General features: G+C 44.8%; 15 protein-coding genes. 7 read left to right on the top strand and 8 right to left on the bottom strand.

From position 1 onward, the window contains the following. The first annotated feature begins 8 nt into the window (after positions 1-8). The 3 genes from M3M38_RS05695 (at position 9) to asnB (ending at position 3250) form a co-directional block, all read left to right on the top strand. Positions 9-482, top strand: a complete 474-nt coding sequence (locus tag M3M38_RS05695; protein ID WP_252813869.1) for a universal stress protein — start codon at positions 9-11, stop codon at positions 480-482. Between the two features lie 83 nt (positions 483-565). Then, a complete protein-coding gene (locus M3M38_RS05690; RefSeq protein WP_252813868.1) occupies positions 566-1222 on the top strand; it encodes a helix-turn-helix domain-containing protein in 657 nt (218 codons plus the stop codon). Between the two features lie 126 nt (positions 1223-1348). Continuing rightward, the gene (asnB, locus tag M3M38_RS05685) at positions 1349-3250 is read left to right on the top strand and encodes an asparagine synthase (glutamine-hydrolyzing) (RefSeq protein WP_252813867.1); all 1902 of its coding nucleotides are present in this window, start codon (positions 1349-1351) and stop codon (positions 3248-3250) included. A gap of 100 nt (positions 3251-3350) precedes the next feature. Here the strand turns inward: asnB and M3M38_RS05680 are convergent, their stop codons facing one another. From M3M38_RS05680 to M3M38_RS05665, 4 genes are all read right to left on the bottom strand, one after another. Continuing rightward, the gene (locus M3M38_RS05680; RefSeq protein WP_252813866.1) at positions 3351-3770 is read right to left on the bottom strand and encodes a TIR domain-containing protein; all 420 of its coding nucleotides are present in this window, start codon (positions 3768-3770) and stop codon (positions 3351-3353) included. Next, positions 3760-4473, bottom strand: coding sequence for a macro domain-containing protein (locus M3M38_RS05675; protein WP_252813865.1), 714 nt, complete (start codon positions 4471-4473; stop codon positions 3760-3762). The genes M3M38_RS05680 and M3M38_RS05675 overlap by 11 nt, the downstream gene beginning before the upstream one ends. 181 nt (positions 4474-4654) lie before the next feature. Then, a complete protein-coding gene (locus tag M3M38_RS05670) occupies positions 4655-5428 on the bottom strand; it encodes a hypothetical protein (RefSeq protein ID WP_252766785.1) in 774 nt (257 codons plus the stop codon). Positions 5429-5520: 92 nt separating this feature from the next. Beyond that, entirely contained in the window at positions 5521-5892 is a 372-nt protein-coding gene (locus tag M3M38_RS05665) for a hypothetical protein (protein ID WP_252813864.1), read from the bottom strand. Positions 5893-6017: 125 nt separating this feature from the next. Here M3M38_RS05665 and pepT point away from each other — a divergent pair, with 125 nt between their 5' ends. Both pepT and M3M38_RS05655 read left to right on the top strand, forming a co-directional pair. After that, positions 6018-7268, top strand: a complete 1251-nt coding sequence (gene pepT, locus M3M38_RS05660; RefSeq protein WP_252813863.1) for a peptidase T — start codon at positions 6018-6020, stop codon at positions 7266-7268. Next, the gene (locus tag M3M38_RS05655; RefSeq protein ID WP_252813862.1) at positions 7268-7750 is read left to right on the top strand and encodes a methylated-DNA--[protein]-cysteine S-methyltransferase; all 483 of its coding nucleotides are present in this window, start codon (positions 7268-7270) and stop codon (positions 7748-7750) included. Before pepT ends, M3M38_RS05655 begins: the two co-directional genes overlap by 1 nt. 52 nt (positions 7751-7802) lie before the next feature. Here the strand turns inward: M3M38_RS05655 and M3M38_RS05650 are convergent, their stop codons facing one another. Together M3M38_RS05650 and M3M38_RS05645 are read right to left on the bottom strand one after the other, a co-directional pair. Continuing rightward, the gene (locus M3M38_RS05650) at positions 7803-9545 is read right to left on the bottom strand and encodes an ABC transporter ATP-binding protein (RefSeq protein ID WP_252813861.1); all 1743 of its coding nucleotides are present in this window, start codon (positions 9543-9545) and stop codon (positions 7803-7805) included. A gap of 77 nt (positions 9546-9622) precedes the next feature. Beyond that, positions 9623-10855 carry a serine hydroxymethyltransferase gene (locus M3M38_RS05645; protein ID WP_252813860.1) on the bottom strand — a complete coding sequence of 411 codons (1233 nt, stop codon included), beginning with the start codon at positions 10853-10855 and terminating at the stop codon, positions 9623-9625. A 386-nt stretch (positions 10856-11241) separates the two neighbouring features. Here M3M38_RS05645 and M3M38_RS05640 point away from each other — a divergent pair, with 386 nt between their 5' ends. After that, positions 11242-11844 (top strand): YdhK family protein, encoded by a 603-nt coding sequence (locus tag M3M38_RS05640; protein ID WP_252813859.1) that lies wholly within the window; start codon positions 11242-11244, stop codon positions 11842-11844. Positions 11845-11892: 48 nt separating this feature from the next. On the opposite strand, the gene M3M38_RS05635 is transcribed toward M3M38_RS05640, so the two are convergent. Further along, positions 11893-12309, bottom strand: a complete 417-nt coding sequence (locus M3M38_RS05635) for a hypothetical protein (protein ID WP_252766778.1) — start codon at positions 12307-12309, stop codon at positions 11893-11895. Between the two features lie 184 nt (positions 12310-12493). Further along, the gene (locus tag M3M38_RS05630; RefSeq protein WP_252766777.1) at positions 12494-12823 is read right to left on the bottom strand and encodes a hypothetical protein; all 330 of its coding nucleotides are present in this window, start codon (positions 12821-12823) and stop codon (positions 12494-12496) included. Positions 12824-12908: 85 nt separating this feature from the next. On the opposite strand from M3M38_RS05630, the gene M3M38_RS05625 reads away from it, so the two are divergent. Continuing rightward, positions 12909-14744: an FAD/NAD(P)-binding protein gene (locus M3M38_RS05625; RefSeq protein WP_252813858.1), complete on the top strand. Its 1836-nt coding sequence runs from the start codon at positions 12909-12911 to the stop codon at positions 14742-14744. Positions 14745-14772 lie beyond the last annotated feature (28 nt).

Genomic DNA, 14772 nt, shown 5'->3' with positions numbered 1-14772 from the left:
AAAATACCATGTATAACGAATACAAAAACATTTTAGTTCCAGTCGATGGATCCAAACAATCCGAAGAAGCTCTCATGAAGGCCGCTGAAGTTGCCATTCGTAACGACGCCCGGTTAGACGTTTTAAACGTCTTAAACACCACGAGCTTCGGCTTTTCCTACGGGGTGGTCGACGGCGATGCCATCACTGATATGGTAAACGATGAAATTGACTATTTAAAAAACCTGATTCAACGGGTTAAAAAACAAACTGGCATCAAAAACATTCACATGCACCTGCGGTTTGGAAGTCCTCGGAACGTTATTACCTACGACTTCCCTCATGACTACGCCGTTGACTTGATCATCATGGGAGCCACTGGTAAAAACGCTGTTTCGCGCCTGTTAGAAGGTTCGGTGGCTAGCTTCGTCAACACGCACGCTAGCTGTGACGTTGCCATCGTTCGGACCGGCTTAGATAACAAACCAAAACCGACTAAATAATTCTGTTTTTAACTGTAATTTGCTTACTGGAAATTTTCAGTAAGCTTTTTTTCTGACATGGATTAAGAAAGGAGGCGCCAGAGATGGAACTCGCCGACCGATTAAAAACGATTCGTCAAGACCGCCAGTTGACTCAGGCGGAGGTGGCCCAACAACTGAACGTGTCGCGTAAAACCGTGTCTAGTTGGGAAAACGGTCGCAGTACCGCTAGCCTAGACGATCTTCGTTCTCTGGCTACTCTGTACCATGTTTCTGTGGCCGAATTTCTGGATGAGCAACCCCAGGAACAGAATCATTCAGCTTCCCCTTATCGAAACCGGTTAATTCGCTACAAACGCTGGGGCTACTTTAGTAAGTATGCTTATTACTGCAACGTGCTGTTGACGGGATTGGCACTTGTGCTGTTAGTTCTGCCGTTTACGGTCACAAAGCTATTAATCGTACCACCGCTAGTGCTCACCCTCGTCATCATTATTCTGTGTGAGCAACGCTGGCAAACGATTACCACGAACCGGCCCTTTCTGTGGAAATTAGTCCTAGTAACCCCGATTTTGTTGCTCATCTTGTTTGCCACCGGCTACTTACTAAACGGCTACGTGTATCATTCGTTGGCTTTCATGCACCAAACGGCGAACTGGATGGGCCTGCTTTTGCTAGCAATTACCACCACAGCTGGTGTCTTGATGACGATTATTTTTCCGCTTAAACGCCTCACGGTTAAACGGTCGACATCCGTGTAACCCTCGTGTAACTAAGGATGTAACCGTTAATTAGACATCTGTAACAGAGGTTTGACTGGTAAAATAAACTAAATTACGTACAATTAATATTAGATTTTTAATTTATAAGGAAAAGGAGATTTAACTATGTGTGGATTTTGCGGTTACATTAACCAAGCTGGGATTCCGAAAGAATCAATCGAAAACATGGCTAATAAAATTAAACACCGAGGACCTGATGACAGTGGCTACTTCCAAAACGAAGATGTCTCACTCGGGTTTCGCCGGCTCTCCATCATTGACTTAGCCCACGGGGCGCAACCAATGTATGGTGACAACAACTCACTCGCATTAACCTTTAATGGTGAAATTTACAACTACAAGGATTTACAACAAGAACTGATCAACGAAGGCCAAACCTTCAAGACGGACTGTGACTCCGAAGTCTTGATTCGTGGTTACGAAGCTTGGGGACCAAAGAAGTTACTCAGCAAGTTGCGTGGGATGTTTGCCTTCGTCATCTACGACGAAAAGAAACACCAAGTCTTTGGCGCTCGAGACCACTTTGGAATTAAGCCGTTGTACTACTACGATGACGGTACCAACTTCATGTGGGGCTCAGAAATCAAAGCATTCTTGGGCAACCCGAACTTCAAGCGTGAATTTAACGAAGACCTATTGGCCGTCCACCTCAGTTTTGAATTCATTCCATCGAAGGAAACGATGTTCAAAAACGTTTACAAGGTGATGCCGGGTCAATACTTCATCTACAAAGATGGCAACGTAACGACTGACACGTACTACAAGTACAACTACGACCACATTGACAACGGTCAAACAATTGACGGCGATGCCAAACAAATTGAAAAATTAGTGGATGACTCCGTCAAAGCCCACATGATTGCCGACGTTCCGGTCGGTAGCTTCCTTTCCAGTGGAGTGGACTCCAGCTACGTCTTTAACGAAGCGGCTAAATTACAACCAATTCACTCCTTCTCACTCGGATTTAACGACTCGAAGTTCAGTGAATTAGCTTGGTCGACCAAGTTTGCCAAGGAAATCAAGCAGGAAAACACGCCGATTACCATGACCGGAGACGACTACTTCGACTTCCTGCCAACCATGATGTACTACATGGACGAACCGTTGTCGAACCCATCGGCTCCACAACTCTTCTACCTCTCTCAGGGAGCCCGGAAAGACGTTCCGGTTACCCTATCTGGTGAAGGAGCCGACGAATTCTTCGGGGGTTACAATACTTACCTCGAAGCCTTTACCTTCGAACGTTACCAAAAATGGGTTCCGCAATTTGTTCGGAGTGGCTTGGGTAACATTGCCGCTAAGTTTCCTCGTTTCCACGGTCGTCGCTTCTTAATCCGGGGGGCAGAACCACTTTGGCGTCGTTACTACCGGGTGAACTACGTCTTTGATGAAGTCGACCGTGCTAAGGTTTTGAAAAATCCAAAACTCAACCGCGATACGGCCGAATACTCCAAGCACATCTTTGACGAAGTGCAAGGTAAAGACGAAGTGACCCAAGAACAATACTTTGATATTAACACCTGGTTGCCATTCGATATCCTCCACAAGGCGGACCGGATGAGCATGGCCAACAGTCTCGAAGTTCGGACCCCATTGGTTGATAAAGTGGTGGCTAACTTTGCCGCTACGATGCCAACGAAGACCCGGATTACCTTTAAAGACGGCAAACCAGTAACCAAGGCTTCCTTTAGAAAAGCAGCTGCTTCCCAAGTTCCAGAAGTCGTGGCTGACAAGGAAAAGCTCGGTTTCCCATCTCCAATCGCGCAATGGATTAACGATCCGAAGTACCACGAACGGATTGTGGAAGCATTCCATTCAGACATTGCCCAACGCTTCTTTAACGTTGACCAATTGGATTACATCTTGGAACAACACGCCAACGGTAAATCCAGCATGCAAAAGATCTTCACGATTTACACGTTCATTCTTTGGTACGGAGTTTACTTCCCAGAAAACACCAACATGCACTACAACAAGAAAGTGGTTTTGACGCCGAATGATCGGTAATTAAATAGCTCAAATGAAAAAGGCAGATGCGAGTGCATCTGCCTTTTTTAGTTATAAAAATAGACACTAGAATTATATAGTTAAGCTAAAAAAATTACGTCTAAATTTTTCTAAGCTCTTCAATGATATCTGATTCTTTAAATGGAACTGTTGAAAAACTTTCATTGCGAAGAATCGGTGGTAATAAATTATAGTCAACACCTTTACTTCCATTCAGATTAACAACTATAATTTGGATTTCTAGTTTAAGAGCCATTTCAATTTCCCAACGAACAAATTTGTATAAGAATCTAGTATTTTTACCTAATAACAAAATGAAAGCCTTTGAATTATTTAATCGATCTTTAAGACTTCTTTTTATACTTTCCTCAGTGCTAGAATCTCTTGCCTGATGCAATTCATGTGCATTATTAAATTCAAAATTATGATTCTGATTTTTATTCCAAGCTTTCATAATATCGTAATATCTAATATCTTCATCGCCACCGAAAGCAACATACACTTTATTTCTATAAACCATTAAAATCATCCTCCAAAGTAAAATAATTAATCCTTTTATTAGTATGGCTATTTAAAAGTATAACCAATTTTGCTGGCATTTTGAATTTTATTCTTCTTATCTTAAAAGTTAATAATATTAGTTTTAAAATTTGTTCATCGCTATAAGAATAATTATCAATTCTAGTTATTCCAGATCCTAATAGAGGAATTACTACCGTTTTATTAGCATAGTATTTATTTATTTCATCCCAAAAATTTATGAGGAATCTAATATAATCTTGAATAGATAAATAAGCACGATTTTGATTATCGAAATGCGTCATAGCGGTAAAAAACATGTTCTTGTATTTAAAAATAGTTCCTAAATTATACTGTGTTTTTTTACCATATTTCCTTTTGACATTCTTATTTTTTATATTTTCATTTAAATTTGAATCTTCTTCCATTCTATGATTAATTTCATCAGTTTCATTAAGATATTTCAGTATTTTACCATTTAAAGTTTTTTCAGCAATTATTTTATCATCAACTTCAGTATCAAAATATTCATTAAAGGCAAATACTCTGAAAGAATCATCATTATCAAACTCTTTTAAAATATCACCTTCTCGTATTTCAATAACGCTTCCACCATAATTTATTTTTACTTTATTTTTTACGTTAGCACAAATTAATAACTTTAAGTAATAAAGTAAAGCAATAAAAAACAAAATAGAAATCATCAATAATCTACATTTTTTTGATAGATCTATAAAAACCAAAATTCCTGTTATAATACCAAGAAATAATGAAATTTTAGAAAAAATAGTTTTAATATTTTTTTATTTAACGGTTTTACTTTCATTAAAAGCTCCATAATAAAACGTGGTATATATTAGTTAACGATCAAATTAAATATATATATTATTTAATCAAATCGACCGCAGTATGAATAATTAAATTTTCTAATTTTTCCAAATTTGAAACTTCCCTATCAATTATTTCTTCTGGATTTTCATATTCTTCCATCCTATCTATATCAACAAAAATATTTTCGATGATGGATCTATCTTTTTTTATTTTGGTAAGTAAATCAAAAAAATCTTTTTCATATTTTAAAATGATATTTTTATTTATGCTTTTCCCTTTAAAAGAATAAAATTTATTAACATCATCAAAGCTAGCTATTATTTTAATAATAGTACCTTCAAAATAATTATCCCAGTCATTGTATCTTTTAATGTCGGATGAACTCTTTTTTGTTTTTAAATGCTGCTTCAAATATATTAATTCGCCACATAAATTACTTATCTTGTTTGCCAATGAAATATAATTTTTATAATTTTCAACAGCAATAGAAGAATCAAAACTATTTTTTCTTTCAACTGATAACTGTTTTTCTAATGATTTTGTCTGTTCTCTATTTTGAATCGTAACTTGCCAATAAATTCCTCCAATAGCAATAATCGCTCCAAAATACGCACCAATCATTCCAAGCCATCCATCAGTTGTACCATTACCAAATTTAAATCCTAGTTTATCATTAAAAAAATAATGCAATCCATGGATATACAAAAAAATAACAATAAGTGGGAAATTAACTAGAAACAAAGCTAAAAATATTTTCCCAATATCACTTAGACCATTCCAATAATTTAATGATTTTTCAACAATTGATTTTTTATCTTGTTTCTCCATACATACCCCAAAATAATTGAATCAAGCATCATAAAATAAAGTTCACTATAAAGTTGTAATTCGATATCGAGCTTAGTAAGCTTAAATTTTATTTACTTCATCGCCTTAACTGCCGAATCCACATAACTCAAGAAGAACAGGAACTTAGCATCGTCCAGTTCCGGCGATACTTCGACCCCCTTCACAACCAGGTGTATTTGACTGGCATCTTGTTCGTCCGGTTGAGCTTCCAGCTTAATCACTAACTCTAGTGAAGCGGGCAAAGCACCCAGTTGCACGTTATCAGAAGCTTCCACAATCTTAGAAAACTCATGATCGCCAATTTCATCCAAAATGCGACGAATTTGTTGGGTAATGAATTGTTGCCAAAAGTTCCCAAATGCTTGTTTTCCTTCATCCGTATCCATTTTAAATGGTGCCTGAATATTTAGTTGCCCATCGTTTAGTGTAATGGTAATGTCCATGATATTACTCCTTTAGTAGTTATCTAGTTAGCTTCATTATAACGAAGCCGCGGGCAGAACCCAATTAATTCCCCTGCCGCCAGATTTATATTAAGATAAGAGATAAATAACTGGAGGTCATTACCATGGAAAAGAACTTACAAACCCAACTGTTGGATCGCTTTTTAGGCTACGTGAAGCAAAATACCCGATCGAATCCCGACTCCACAACGGTTCCGTCCGATGAAAAGGAAGTTGAATTTTTAAAGAAACTGGCCGCTGAACTCAAAGAGATTGGCCTCAGCAACGTCCGGACTAACAAAGCGACTGGCTACGTCTTTGCCGACTTACCAACAACAGACGACACTCCGCGTCCCGTAGTGGGCTTTATTTCTCACGTGGACACGGCTGACTTTAACTCCGTTAACATCCAACCCCAAGTGGTCGAAAACTACGATGGCCAGGGAATAATCAACCTGGATGACGACGGCAAATACCAACTTGATCCCGCCGTGTTCCCTAGCTTAACCAAGTACAACGGTGACACCTTAATCACCACCGACGGAGAAACCCTCCTCGGAGCCGACGACAAGGCCGGAGTCGCTGAAATCATGACGGCCATGCAATTCCTGGTTAACCACCCAGAAATCAAGCACGGTAAGATTGTCGTTGGTTTTGGTCCCGACGAAGAAATTGGAACTGGAGCCGATCACTTCGACGTCAAAGACTTTGGTGCCGACTACGCCTACACGGTGGACGGTGGTCCGCTCGGCGACTTGGAATACGAAACCTTTAACGCGGCCGCTGCCACGGTCACCTTTCACGGAACCGACGTGCACCCCGGTGACGCTAAGGACGTGATGGTCAATGCTTCTCAACTCGCCATCGAATTCCACAACCAATTACCCGCTACTGATCGTCCTGAAACCACCAGCGGCCGGGAAGGATTCTTCTTCCTAATCTCCATGAACGGAACTTGTGACGAAGCCAAACTAGAATACATTATCCGGGACTTTGACAAGGATAACTTTGAAAAACGCAAGGCATTACTGGAAAAGATTACCCAACAAATGAATGCTAAATATGGGGCTAACCGCGTCGACCTCGACATGAAGGACCAGTACTACAATATGGGTGAAATCTTAGAAAAGGACCTGACGCCAGTCAACCTGGTTAAGGACGCCATGCACAAACTGGACATTCAACCCAACATCTTCCCCGTTCGGGGCGGAACCGATGGATCCAAGATTTCCTTCCTAGGGATTCCAACGCCCAACATCTTTGCTGGTCCGGAAAACATGCACGGTCGCTTTGAATACATTTCGTTGCAGACGATGGAAAAGGCGGTTGATTTAATTGTCCAAATCACCGAAGACGTTCCTGCGCAAGAAAAATAATGTTATCCCAACAGGTTTATCAATCGCCACTGGGACCCATCTTACTAGTGAGCAATGAAAACGCGCTCGTAGGTTTGTGGTTTCACGGGCAACAGCACTACGCTGCTCACTATCAACTGGACCACATTCCGAATCAGCTCACTGAACCCATTCGGCTAGCGGAAAATTGGCTCGACCAGTACTTTGCCGGGCAAAATCCTGATCCCCAACTAGTGCCCGTGAAGCCAGCGGTCATGCCCTTCCAAAAGCGAGTCCTCACTGCATTGCAACGGGTTCCTTATGGCGCCACGACCACTTACAGTGAACTGGCAGCAGCCGTCCCGACTAAATCGGCCCGGGCAGTTGGTAACGCGATTGGACGTAATCCGATTAGCCTGCTGATTCCCTGTCACCGGGTGCTCGGCAAGAACGGTCAACTAACCGGTTATGCCGGGGGCTTGGACCGGAAACGCTTTTTATTACAATTAGAACAATCTCATTAAAAAACTGGTTCCTGACCATCATGGTCAAGCACCAGTTTTTTGCGTTTTCACACTATTCCTTAAACTGTATCTTCACGTATTCCCGGTACTTCGGCAACGTCTCTAATAATTGTTCATGCGTTCCGTGGCCGCTAACGTGGCCATCATCAATGAAGTAAATTTCATCCGCATCCACAATCGTGCTCAACCGGTGCGCGATAATCAGCGTGGTTCGGCCTTGCATCAGTTGTTGCAGGGCTTTTTGAATCATGGCTTCTGATTCCGAATCCAAACTAGCCGTCGCTTCATCGAGCATCAACAGCTCTGGATCCCGCAGAAAGGCCCGAGCAATTGCCAGTCGTTGCCGCTGTCCCCCACTGACCTTGATTCCGCGTTCGCCCACTTCCGTATCCAGCTGGTGGTCCATTTCCCGCACAAAGCCGTCCGCATAGGCTAGCTTCAGAACGTGCCACAGTTCCTCATCTGAATACGATTCGTCTAGCCCGTAGGTTAAGTTATGCCGAATCGTGCCGGCCACAATTGCGGAGTCTTGACTCACGAACCCAATTGCCTTCCGCCATGCCGCGAGGTCCAACTGGTTAATGTCCTGCTCGCCAACTGTGATTTTCCCGCCGGTCGGCTGGTAGTACCGTTCAATCAGGTTCAAAATCGTGGTCTTCCCACTTCCAGACGGGCCCACAAAAGCAATCGTGGTGTTCGGCTGCGCTTCCACGTTGACGTCCTCTAAAACCGGTTGTCCGTCTCCGTAGGCAAAATCAACGTGTTGCAAGGCCAAAGGTTGGTTCTGAATCCGGGGAGTTTCTTCCTGATCAAAGACTTCCTCTGGTTCCTGCAAAATGGCCTGCAGGTGTTCCGTGGCCCCACTCGCTTTTGATAACCGAACCGAGAATTGACCGAGAATCGAAACGGGGGAAATGACTTGGAAGAGGTACATCAGAAAGGCGAACATTGTCCCCATCGTCATCGTGCCGGTGGCGACCCGGTGCGCCCCGTAGGCCAAAATTCCCACAATCAGGGCCATCATGGTGGTCCCCATCAAAGGATATGTAATCGACTCATAGATGGCTTCCTTGAGCCCAATCCGGTAGAGCCGGTGAATCAATTTTCCACCACTCTCTTTTTCGTAGCTTTCGGCGTTCGAGGCCTTAACCAACCGAATCTCACTCAGGGTATCATCAACCTGACCACTAAAGTCGGCTAACGTCTTTTGTTGTGCGCGTCCTACCTTCATCGTCCGGTTCATCAACGGCCGCATTAGGGTGAAGACTAACGGTACCGCGATTAACATAATCAAAGTCATTTTCCAGTCCATGACAATCATGAACAGAAAAGCTCCCACTAATTGAAAAATCGAGGTCACCGCGTTGGGAAACGACGTCGCCAATAAATCCTTAATTTGGTCCGAATCGTTCACCAACCGGGAGGTCAACTGGCCCACCTTCACGTTGTCAAAGTAGGGAACCCGCAGGTGAATTAGCTTATTCCAGAGCCGCCGACGCAAATCAGCGACCACTCGTTCTCCAAACGAACCCAGTAACCCGCCAGAAACCGCGTTAATCACTGCACTGCCAATAAATAGCACAATGATGCCGACTAACAGCCAAACGTTCACACCAGTTTTAAAGTTATTAACCAGCGTCTGCGCAAACTTCGGTACGAGTAACTGCGCCAAGGTTGCAATTAGCCCGAAGCCGAGTCCCAACCACAGTTGCCAGTACTTCGGATGGGTATCGCGAATCAACTTAATAAAACTGCGAAATTGAAACTTTTTTGGTGTCTGTTCTTGTTCTTGCATTACAATCCTCCTTTTTTAAATTAAATGGAAATAACTTCCTATCATAGCGGATTGTGGCAAAAATGCAACTATTTCACTTAACGAGTGGCGGGAAATTGTTGGGTCAGCCGTTGGACTTCCTGCCGAGCGGTCGTCAGGACGGCTTCGTCCTGGGGATGATTTAAGACGGTTCCGATTAACTCAGCTACGGTTTGCACGGCATCCTCCGTAAAATTGCGGCTGGTAATCGTGGGCGTTCCAATCCGAATCCCTTCCATTACGTTCCCGGTTTCTAACGGCAACAATTCCTTGTTAGTCGCAATTCCAACCGAGTAGAGCAAGTTAGCAGCCTCTTCCCCCGTCATGCCGGTGGCTTGAACATCCAGGGTTAGTTCGTGGTTTACCGTGCCTCCGGTCACCACCCGCACGTTAGGCGTTTCATTCAAAATCTGCGCCATCAACTGCGCGTTGTTAACCACTTGTTGCGCGTACTGTCGAAACTCCGGTTGTTGGGCTTCGCGGTACGCAATTGCCTTGGCAGCCACAATTTGTTCCAACGTTCCACTTTGAGAACGCGGGAAGACCGCGTCGTTAAGCCGCTCAGCATATTCCTGCTTGGATAAAATCATTCCGCCCCGGGGGCCCCGGAGGGTTTTGTGCGTGGTCGAGGTTACAACGTCGGCTACCGGTACCGGACTCGGCAACACCCCACCGGCAACCAGACCGGCAATGTGAGCCATGTCGACCATCAGGTAGGCACCCACTTCATCAGCAATCGCGCGCATCCGTTCCCAGTCAATCAACTGACTGTATGCAGAAGCCCCGGCGATGATTAACTTCGGCTGCCACTCCCGCGCTTGCCGTTCAATCTGATCGTAATCCAATAGTTCCGTTGCCGGATCCACACCGTAAAACTGGGCGTCGTACAGCTGCCCCGAAAAATTATGTGATTGACCGTGGGTAAAGTGTCCCCCAGCGTGTTCACTCATCGCCAAGATGCGATCCCCCGGTTCCAGCAAAGCCGCGTATACCGCCTGGTTCGCTTGGGTTCCCGAATGTGGAAAGACGTTCGCGTATTCAGCGCCAAAGAGGTTCTGGGCCCGTTGTCGCGCTAAGTTATCAATGCGATCAATTGCTTCGTTTCCGGTATACACCCGATTCTCGGGATAACCCACGGCGTACTTATTGGTTAGAACCGAACTTTGGACCGCTCGGACTGCCTGCGAGGCAATGTTTTCTGACGCAATCAATTCAATCACGTGTTCCTGCCGGTCTGCTTCTGCTTGAACCGCCTGCCAAATTTCTGGGTCTTGTGCTTGCCAATCAGTCATATCATTTATTCCTCTCTAACTAAAAAAGACGCCCCTGTACATTCGTACAAGGGCGTCTGATCACTGTTCCACCTTATTTTACCGCTTGCTCTCACAATCGGCCTCATTTTCTTAACGCTAAGAAAAAGTATTCATCTGTCGTTAATCCCTAACTGCCTTCCCAGTCGAGCCGTTGTTCTTTGCAGTTTCCGAACAATTCCTGGTCTAACTCTGCCTCTGGTACTCCGTTTAGGTAAAATTAGCATACTAAATCCTATATTTTTTGTCAACGTTCGCTTTAAAAATTTATAGACCATTTTCAAACTAATTTATGGCATTTCCCAACTACAAGATATACAATTAAATTGTTGAATATTAAATTGGATAGTTTGAAGGAGCTGTTACTGATGTTAAAACGGAAGTTATTTACAGTTGCTGCCTTAGCTGGTTTGGGTCTTTCGACCGCCACGGGCTTTATTCCCAGCACGGTTCACGCCGCTAGCGACAAAACCATGAGCAGTAAGAAAATGGACAAGAAGTCTGACGATCAAATGAACATGGGCGATAACATGAAGATGGAAATGAATCATGACGCTCAGTTACCAACTGATTTAAAGAAGGCTAAGCATCCAAAGTATAAGGTCGGAGAAAAGGTAACCATTACTGCCGACCACATGATGGGAATGAAGGGCGCTAAGGCGACCGTTGCTGGCGTTTACGACTCTCCGTTGTACGTAGTTGACTTCAAGGACAGCAAGACTAACAAAGAAGTTAAGAACCACAAGTACGTGGTTAAGTCTGAATTAAAGGCTGAAAAAGGCAAGAAATTATGCAAAGGTACCAAGGTGACCATCAACGCTGATCACATGGACGGCATGAAGAACGCCAAGGGTAAGATCGTGAAAGTTTGCTCCGGCCCTGCTTACGCAGTCAACTTCACTCCAACTAATGGTGGTCAAAAGTACACTAACCACAAGTGGTTAAGTCAATCTGAATTAAAGAAAGACTAATTAAACCAGTAAAAAATCCTGAATCAATATGATTCAGGATTTTTTTGGTTAATTTTCGATGTTATCGACAATGCTATCAAGGGTTTCAGCCAAATTACCCATAAATCGTTGGACATTTTTAGCTTCGCTGTCCGCATCATAAGGGTCATTGTGCGACGTTAATAAGAGGATTTCCTTATTGGTCGACAAAATGGATTGCTTGAGCTCAGAAACCTTCCCCGACAAATCAAAGAAAGAATCAATCCCCTGGATGATACTCATTGCGACCCCAGTCAATGAAACAATTGCTAAAATCTTAATGTTATGCGAGGCCATCGACACCAGCAGTGGGATCGAAGCAGACAGGATAATCCGGGTAATGTTACTAATCGCCGAAAGCGTCCGGTAGTAAGCCAGTTTTTTCCGTAGCCGTGTAACCGTTGTTTGGGCCTGTTCAATAATTTGTTGTTCCGTCGGTAATGCCATATTCGTTGTCCCTCCGTTTTAAACTAAAAAGGAGCGGTAACCGCTCCCCTTTGTTATTCGTAAAATGCGTCCCCTCGGAGTCGAACCGAGATCATGAGGACCGAAATCTCATGTGCTATCCGTTACACTAGGGACGCTTTACAGCCCTATTGTACTGATTTTAACCCTGGTTTGCAACCCGGCGTTAGCGACCACCCGCGATTCGTTGGGCCGCCGCTTCTAAATCCAGGAGCATCTGAAACGAATCTTGTTTAAAATCTGCCACTAAACTCGTGCCCTTGGCCGTGTAATTACCGAGGTGTTTCCCCATCACGCTAACAAACTCCAGGGTCTGGTCGTCAACTGGTTTGACCGAATCATAGTGCCCTTCTTCAGCATTAATTAGGTAAGCCTGCAACAAGTCACAAACGGTTTCGTAAATCAGTTGGTCTTCCGTAATCTGCTCCCCGTGCGCTTGGCGGTCGGCGAGCCGCTTTTGGACCTCTTCCATGTTCTCTGGAATCATCTTCATCATCCTCTCGTTCTGCTTCATTATAAACATATGTGAGAAGTTAATACCACTATGGTAAAGTAAGAAGCAGAAAGGAAGTCACCTAGTTATGAAAATTGGAATCATCGGAGCGGGACCCCGGGGCATCCTGCTTCTTGACAGCCTGAAACGCCACCTACCCACCGAACAGACGGTCCAGGTTGAGTGGTTTGATGCCGCCCCCACCGGTGGCAACGTGTGGGATCCACGGCAGGATCTCCACCTCATCATGAATTCACCGGCACAACTGGTCACCCTGTTCAACGACTACCGGTCAGACGAAGTCACCGGACCCACGTTTTACCAGTGGACCCAACTGGCTGAAGCCACGGACTTCATTAATCAGACCGGATTACCCACGGAACTGGTGGACGTTTGCCATCACCTGCAACCCAATGACTACGCGCCGCGAGCCTTATTTGGTGCCTATGCCCAGTGGGTCACCGCGCAAATTGAAGCAAAATTACCGGCTAATCTAACCGTCACCAGATATCACACCAACGTAGTCACGGCCATTCCAACGGATCAGCAAACGACACTCAAAACGGCTGACCACCAACATGTCGTCGTGGATCAGGTCGTCCTTAGCACCGGGAACACGCCCAACCAGCTTAGTCGCGATGAAACGTCCCTGCGGGATTACGCGGACCAGCACCAGCTTACCTACGTGGCCCCCACGTTACCCACTACCGCTGACTTTGACGCAATTCAACCCCATGAACCCATCTTAATCTGCGGGCTAGGACTATCGTTTTTTGACTACCTGGCTCGATTAACCAGCAGTCGGGGCGGGCAATTCGTCCGCCAAGCTAATGGTCAGTTGGAATACCAGCCGTCCGGACGAGAACCCAAGATTATCACGAGTTCGCGCCGAGGCGTTCCTTACTATCCCAAACCAATTAACCAAGAACAAATGGGTGAACAACCCCATTTTTACTTTTTGAATGATGAAACGGTCACCCAAAACCTCGTTCAAGGTCAGTTGCCCGGACCAAAATTCATTGAACTCTTACGGGCTGAAATTGAACTTCGGTACTACCAGCTTTTACTAGCGGATCGTTATCCCGACGTTGACCTTCAAGCCTTTACGCAGGGCTTTGTGGCCGCCGCTGACCGAAACCAATTTCTCACTGACTCTCCAATTCAAGCCGACGAACGCCTCAACTGGGAGCAGGTATTAAATCCGGTGGCTGGCACCAAGATTACCACCACCGCTGCTTACCAACAGACGTTGTTACAGTGGATGGACCAAATTATGGTCGATGCTGCCTTGGGATCCAAGCACGCACCGCTGACCGGCGCCCTGTCCCTGGTCATCGAGCTCCGGCCCTTCTTACAGCACCTCGTGGTCACCGGCAAGTTTGCCCCAGATGACTACGTTCACTCCTTTTTGAAACAGTTCAATGCTACCAGTGGTTTTCTGACTGCCGGTCCCCCGCTCATTCGATACCAACAATTAGCGGCGCTCATGCGGGCAGGAATTGTCACCATCTTAGGACCCCAACTTCGCGTAGTTGGCGCCCAGGGGCACTTCATGGCTTTCTCACACTTCTATCCCCAGGAACCGGTCGCCGTCGATGCTGTCTTAGAAGCTCGCGTTCCGGTCACTAATTTGGCCCATTCGGATAGTCCCATCCTACAAAACCTCGCAGAACAAGGCCTAGTGCGCCCCGCCCGTTATCCACTAGCAGACGGAACTACCTACACCAGTGGCGCAATTGACGTACAGTTTACGACCTATCAGGCCATTAAAGCGGACGGTCAGCTAAACTCCACGTTATTTGTCTGGGGTCTCCCATTAAGTGGTAAAGAATGGATGACCACGGCTCTCCCACACCCGTTGGCACATGATCATAACTTCGGCGTGGCCGATCAAATTGCTACAACCTTATTTCCCACAAGCTAACCAAGAAAAAATGCTATACTAATCACAA

Source organism: Fructilactobacillus cliffordii, from assembly GCF_024029355.1.
GTDB lineage: Bacteria > Bacillota > Bacilli > Lactobacillales > Lactobacillaceae > Fructilactobacillus > Fructilactobacillus cliffordii.
Note: the sequence above shows the minus strand (reverse complement) of the source record. Positions and strands in the feature narration are given on the sequence as shown.

What these genes read in the sequence shown, in the direction of transcription:
- M3M38_RS05695 (WP_252813869.1), top strand. Translation starts at nt 9, where the DNA reads ATGTATAACGAATACAAAAACATTTTAGTTCCAGTCGATGGATCCAAA.
- M3M38_RS05690 (WP_252813868.1), top strand. Translation starts at nt 566, where the DNA reads ATGGAACTCGCCGACCGATTAAAAACGATTCGTCAAGACCGCCAGTTG.
- asnB (WP_252813867.1), top strand. Translation starts at nt 1,349, where the DNA reads ATGTGTGGATTTTGCGGTTACATTAACCAAGCTGGGATTCCGAAAGAA.
- M3M38_RS05680 (WP_252813866.1), bottom strand. Translation starts at nt 3,770, where the DNA reads ATGGTTTATAGAAATAAAGTGTATGTTGCTTTCGGTGGCGATGAAGAT.
- M3M38_RS05675 (WP_252813865.1), bottom strand. Translation starts at nt 4,473, where the DNA reads ATGATTTCTATTTTGTTTTTTATTGCTTTACTTTATTACTTAAAGTTA.
- M3M38_RS05670 (WP_252766785.1), bottom strand. Translation starts at nt 5,428, where the DNA reads ATGGAGAAACAAGATAAAAAATCAATTGTTGAAAAATCATTAAATTAT.
- M3M38_RS05665 (WP_252813864.1), bottom strand. Translation starts at nt 5,892, where the DNA reads ATGGACATTACCATTACACTAAACGATGGGCAACTAAATATTCAGGCA.
- pepT (WP_252813863.1), top strand. Translation starts at nt 6,018, where the DNA reads ATGGAAAAGAACTTACAAACCCAACTGTTGGATCGCTTTTTAGGCTAC.
- M3M38_RS05655 (WP_252813862.1), top strand. Translation starts at nt 7,268, where the DNA reads ATGTTATCCCAACAGGTTTATCAATCGCCACTGGGACCCATCTTACTA.
- M3M38_RS05650 (WP_252813861.1), bottom strand. Translation starts at nt 9,545, where the DNA reads ATGCAAGAACAAGAACAGACACCAAAAAAGTTTCAATTTCGCAGTTTT.
- M3M38_RS05645 (WP_252813860.1), bottom strand. Translation starts at nt 10,855, where the DNA reads ATGACTGATTGGCAAGCACAAGACCCAGAAATTTGGCAGGCGGTTCAA.
- M3M38_RS05640 (WP_252813859.1), top strand. Translation starts at nt 11,242, where the DNA reads ATGTTAAAACGGAAGTTATTTACAGTTGCTGCCTTAGCTGGTTTGGGT.
- M3M38_RS05635 (WP_252766778.1), bottom strand. Translation starts at nt 12,309, where the DNA reads ATGGCATTACCGACGGAACAACAAATTATTGAACAGGCCCAAACAACG.
- M3M38_RS05630 (WP_252766777.1), bottom strand. Translation starts at nt 12,823, where the DNA reads ATGATGAAGATGATTCCAGAGAACATGGAAGAGGTCCAAAAGCGGCTC.
- M3M38_RS05625 (WP_252813858.1), top strand. Translation starts at nt 12,909, where the DNA reads ATGAAAATTGGAATCATCGGAGCGGGACCCCGGGGCATCCTGCTTCTT.